The 4,484-nt window shown below is 67.3% G+C and carries 6 protein-coding genes; 2 read left to right on the forward strand and 4 right to left on the reverse strand.

Translation table 11 applies throughout. The annotated features are described in order from the left end of the window. Together QZ281_RS12040 and hisC are read left to right on the forward strand one after the other, a co-directional pair. A partial coding sequence (locus QZ281_RS12040; RefSeq protein WP_363297874.1) for a hypothetical protein occupies nt 1-764 on the forward strand: 764 nt, incomplete at its 5' end. Nucleotides 765-777: 13 nt separating this feature from the next. Next, a complete protein-coding gene (gene hisC / locus QZ281_RS12045; RefSeq protein WP_292228670.1) occupies nt 778-1,881 on the forward strand; it encodes a histidinol-phosphate transaminase in 1,104 nt (367 codons plus the stop codon). Nucleotides 1,882-1,951: 70 nt separating this feature from the next. Here the strand turns inward: hisC and QZ281_RS12050 are convergent, their stop codons facing one another. The 4 genes from QZ281_RS12050 to QZ281_RS12065 all read right to left on the reverse strand — a co-directional run. Continuing rightward, a complete protein-coding gene (locus QZ281_RS12050; RefSeq protein ID WP_292228672.1) occupies nt 1,952-2,731 on the reverse strand; it encodes a MipA/OmpV family protein in 780 nt (259 codons plus the stop codon). A 37-nt stretch (nt 2,732-2,768) separates the two neighbouring features. After that, nucleotides 2,769-3,506: a lysophospholipid acyltransferase family protein gene (locus QZ281_RS12055; protein ID WP_292228674.1), complete on the reverse strand. Its 738-nt coding sequence runs from the start codon at nt 3,504-3,506 to the stop codon at nt 2,769-2,771. Continuing rightward, the gene (locus QZ281_RS12060; RefSeq protein ID WP_292228676.1) at nt 3,507-4,151 is read right to left on the reverse strand and encodes a YdcF family protein; all 645 of its coding nucleotides are present in this window, start codon (nt 4,149-4,151) and stop codon (nt 3,507-3,509) included. Continuing rightward, nucleotides 4,148-4,484 (reverse strand): FtsX-like permease family protein (locus tag QZ281_RS12065; protein WP_363297877.1); only part of this gene is annotated, 337 nt, incomplete at its 5' end. The genes QZ281_RS12060 and QZ281_RS12065, both read right to left, overlap by 4 nt.

The raw sequence follows: 4,484 nt of genomic DNA on the forward strand, positions 1-4,484 counted from the left end.
GCCCTGGCGCTGGTGTTCCGGGACGGCCGCGCCTGGCTGGGGCCGTTCTCTCTGGCCCCCGCGCCCAAGCTGTTCTGATGGCTCTGCTCAGCGAACCCCAGGCCGATGAAGCCCTGCTGGCGCTGGACCGGGCGGTGGTCCAGGCCGTGCGCGCCCGTCTTGCCGCCGGTCCGCGTGACCGCGCGGATGCCGGCGCCATCGCCCTGCGCCAACTGCTGAACGGCGTTTCGCCCGCTGAGGCGGCGGCGGTGAAGGCTTTGTGGGGGCGGATCGAGGCGGCGGGCGGACCCGCGATGGCGGCCAGCGGCGCCCTGGCCAATCTTCTGGCGGCGGATCGTTACGGCCTGTCCGCACGCCCCATGATGGCGGATGAGGTGCTGAAGGCCGTCGACGGCGGCGCACGAGGGATTTTGGACCTGTCGTCTGATCGTCCGTGGTGGGGGCGGTTGTTGGCCCGCCCGGACATGCGCGTCGTCGCCGCTCTGCCTGATGATCGTCGCGCGCGCCCGCAGGCGTTCGTGGTGTCGAAGGAACTGTCCGGCCCGACCGGCGATGATCGCAGCTTCTGGGTCACCGACAGCCAATGGGCTGACGCCCGCATCACCGACGCCCTGGGACAATCTGGCCTGGTCGCGGACCCGCTGGCGGCGGCAGGCGGCTTGAAGCTGTTTGTGCTGACAGGCTATGTCCAACCTGAGGACGGGCGGCTGATCGGCGCGCCCGGACAATTGACCGGCGTCATCGGCGCCGCCCCCATTTTCTGACTTAAGGCATCCCATGACCGACGCGCCCGCACCCCAAGGCCCCGTGGCGAAGCCCGGCATCCTCGACATCGCGCCTTATGTGGGCGGCAAGTCGTCCATCGCCGGGGTCGCCGAGCCGTTGAAACTGTCCTCCAACGAGAACATGCTGGGCGCGGGCGAAAAGGCGCGCGCCGCCTATGAAGCCGCCAGCAAGAACATCCACGTCTATCCCGACGGCCGCGCCACCAAGCTGCGCACTGCCGTCGCCGAACTGCATGGTTTGGAGCCCGAGCGCCTGATCTTCGGCAATGGTTCGGACGAGGTGTTCGCCCTGCTGAACCAGACCTATCTGACATCGGGCGACAACATCGTCTGCGGGCAGTACGGCTTCCTGGCCTATCGCATCAGCGCCCTGGGCTGCGAGGCGCAGGTCAAGCTGGCGCCCGAGCCGAACTTCAAGGCCGAGGTCGACGCCCTGCTGGCCCAGGTCGATGACCGCACCAAGATCGTCTATGTCTCCAACCCGTCGAACCCGACCGGCAGCTACAATACGGCCGAGGAAATCCGCCGCCTGCACGCCGCCCTGCCGTCGCACGTCATTCTGGTCGTCGATGAAGCCTATGCGGAATATGTGACCGAGGCCGACTGGGAGACGTCCTTCCCGCTGGCCAAAGAGGCGTCGAACATCGTCGTCACCCGCACCTTCTCCAAGATCCACGGTCTGGGCGGTCTTCGCATCGGCTTCGGCTATGCGCCGCTGGCGATCGCAGAGGCCATCGACCGCATCCGCTTGCCGTTCAACGTCTCAGTGCCGGGCGTGGACGCGGCAACCGCCGCCCTGTCGGACACCGCGCACCAGACGGCGTCGCGTGATCTGGTCACCAGCTGGAAGCCGCGTCTGACCCAGGCCCTGCGCGGTTTCGGCTTCGAGGTTTTGCCCAGTGCAGGCAACTTCGTTCTGGTGATCTTCGACGGCGCCGAGCGCGCTGCCGCCGCCAACGACTATCTGAACACCAAGGGCATCATCGTCCGCCCGGTCGGCGGCTACGGCCTGCCGCAGGCGCTGCGCATCACCATCGGCACTGAAGACCAGAACCGCGCGGTCATCGACGCCCTTAGCGAGTTTGCGGCGCGCTGATTACGTACTCATTCCGTCATCCTCGTCCTGGTGGCGCGGATGACGGATAAGAAGCAGGGCGACGCGTCGTTCAATCCGCGCTGGAGAACCGCACGACACCGATCAGGCCCGCGCGCCAGACGTGGTCCTTGTCGATCAGCGGGCTGTCCTTGGTGTCGCCCAGGCGTTGCTCATAGTTGATGAAGCCGCCGACGCCGAAGCGGTCGCCGACCGGGATGGCCAGGAAGGCTACGGCTCCGGCGCCCGACAGGCCGCCCGACGCCTTGTAGGGCTGATAGCCGCTGCCCGGCGCCTGTTCGGGGGTGACGCCGAAATAGCGTTGCAGTCGTTCGCTGTCGCCGCCGGTGACATAGCCGCTGACGCGCATCAGGCCGACCGGGGTTACGCGCTGATGGCCGACCGAGGCGAAATACTGCAGTCCAGCGTCGTCGCCGCTGACATCCTGGGCGACATGGCCGCCGACGACGATCCCGCCAAACCGCTTGTAGGCATAGAGGGCGGCGTCGGCGCCCAGGCCCGGGCGATCAAGGCTGGAGCCCTCGATCTTGCCTGCCGAGAAGCGAGGGCGCAGTTGAACCCCGGCGTGGAAGTCGTCGGCGTTGATCGCGTTCCAGCCCAGTCCGTCCAGACCATTGGCGTAGATGACGCCCTTGTAGTTGGCCGAACCCCAGGCGGTGTAGTTGATGTCCTCGCCCGTCTTGCCCGTGGGGCTGAAGCCGTGGGTGATGCCGCCGCCGACCTCGACCCGCCAGGTCTTGGGGGCCTCGACCTCCTCATACGGCTGGGACTGGGCCAGTGCCGATCCAGCGATAGCGGCGAATGCGGTGGTCAGGATCAGTGTGCGGATCATCGGGCGTTTCCATTGCGGCGCCCGAACGTGGGGAGGATCAGGCCGGTGCGGAATGCACTAAGGCTGTTTTTGGCTCCAATAAGGCGGTCGAAGCCGTCTCGATGCGGCTTTCCAGCAACGACATCATGGCGCCCCGCTTCAACTGGGCCGGAATGGGCTCAAGGAATTCGAAGACGACCGTGCCCGGATAGCGACGGAAACCATGGGCGGGCCAGTGAACGCCGGAGTTGGTGGCGACGGGCCAGCAGGGGCCTTCCAGGTCGCGATAGATGGCCGCGACGCCGGGCTTGTAGTCGCCGGGAACGCCGGGGTCGTTGCGCGTGCCCTCGGGGAAGATGACGATCTGGCGGCCTTCGGCCAGACGATCCTTGGCCTGACGGGTCATGTCCTTCAGCGCCTTGGCGTGACCGGCGCGGTCCACGGCGATCATCTTGGCCTTCCAGGCGAACCAGCCGAAGAAGGGCAGCGGCATCAGCTCCTTCTTCATCACGAAACAGGCGTCGGGCAGCACCGCCAGCAGGGCCACGATGTCCAGCATTCCCTGATGTTTTGACGCGATAAGGGCGGCGCCGGAGGGGCGGTTCTCAAGGCCCCGGAACTCGACCTTCACGCCTGCGATCCAGCGCAGGCCGAACAGCACGGTCCTGGCCCACAGCTTGATGACGCCGCGCGCGAAACGGTGCGGCAGCAGGAGGGCGGGCGACAGGCCGACGGCGACGACAGGCATCGACAGATAGAGCCAGACCGTAAAGAGGAGGGAGCGGACGGTGTTCATTCAGGCGGGCGCTTTTTCTGGTGTGTCCGCATCGGCGGCGACGGCCCGGACGGTGGAGCGGTCGCGCGTCAGGCGACGCACTCCCTCGCGGCCCAGGGCGGTGAGATATTTCATGTATTCCAGCGTCATGCGACGCGCCGAAACCACGGCCCGCCACCAGCGCGTATTGTCCAGCGACGGCGTTGAAACGGCATAGGGCGTCAGCTCCACGCCCGGCAGCTGGCCGCGCAGCTCAACCAGCGAACGCGGCATATGATAGTCCGAGGTGACCACGATCAGATGGGTGTAGCCCTTGGCGCGCGCCCATGAGGCGATCTCCTGGGCGTTGCCGACCGTGTCCTCGGCCTCGAAACCCAGGTCGACACAGCAGTTGAACAACTTGGTCGAGCCGGGGGTCAGTTCGCGCAGTTCCTGACGGCGGACCTCGCGGTTGACGCCCGAGATCAGCACACGCTCGCCCTTGCCCTGCTCAAGCAGGCGGATGGCGGCGTTGACCCGCTCGGCGGATGGGCCGGTCAGGGCCACGATGGCGTCGGCGCGGGCGGGGTCGTCGGCGGGCGTCAGCTCACGCACCCGATGGGCGAAGGCGAACAGGCCGACCAGCCAGATCAGGGCGACGACGCCGATGACAGTCAGCAGCCTCATCCCTTGCCTCTAGCTGATCCCAATACCTGCATGGCGGCGAATCTGGCCGCGAGAAGTGCAACCGTAGCGGCCAGCAGCGGGCATGGCGAGAGCAACAGCAGATCGCCCCAGGTGATGGGCAGGGCCTGGGTCAGGCCGCTGGATCCGCCGAGGAAGCGAAGGAAGGCCAGCAGGGCCGCCGCCAGCAGGGCGCCGATGGCTCCCGCGCCTGCAGCCAGCAGGGCGAAACGGCGCTGGAACAGCCAGGCGATCCGTCCATCCGTGGCGCCGTTCAGGCTCAGGGTCTCGATCACGCCGCGCCCGGCGGCCAGACCCGCACGGGTCGCATAGGCG

This window comes from Brevundimonas sp. (assembly GCF_018608325.1).
Taxonomy (GTDB): domain Bacteria; phylum Pseudomonadota; class Alphaproteobacteria; order Caulobacterales; family Caulobacteraceae; genus Brevundimonas.

What these genes read in the sequence shown, in the direction of transcription:
- hisC (WP_292228670.1), top strand. Translation starts at nt 778, where the DNA reads ATGACCGACGCGCCCGCACCCCAAGGCCCCGTGGCGAAGCCCGGCATC.
- QZ281_RS12050 (WP_292228672.1), bottom strand. Translation starts at nt 2,731, where the DNA reads ATGATCCGCACACTGATCCTGACCACCGCATTCGCCGCTATCGCTGGA.
- QZ281_RS12055 (WP_292228674.1), bottom strand. Translation starts at nt 3,506, where the DNA reads ATGAACACCGTCCGCTCCCTCCTCTTTACGGTCTGGCTCTATCTGTCG.
- QZ281_RS12060 (WP_292228676.1), bottom strand. Translation starts at nt 4,151, where the DNA reads ATGAGGCTGCTGACTGTCATCGGCGTCGTCGCCCTGATCTGGCTGGTC.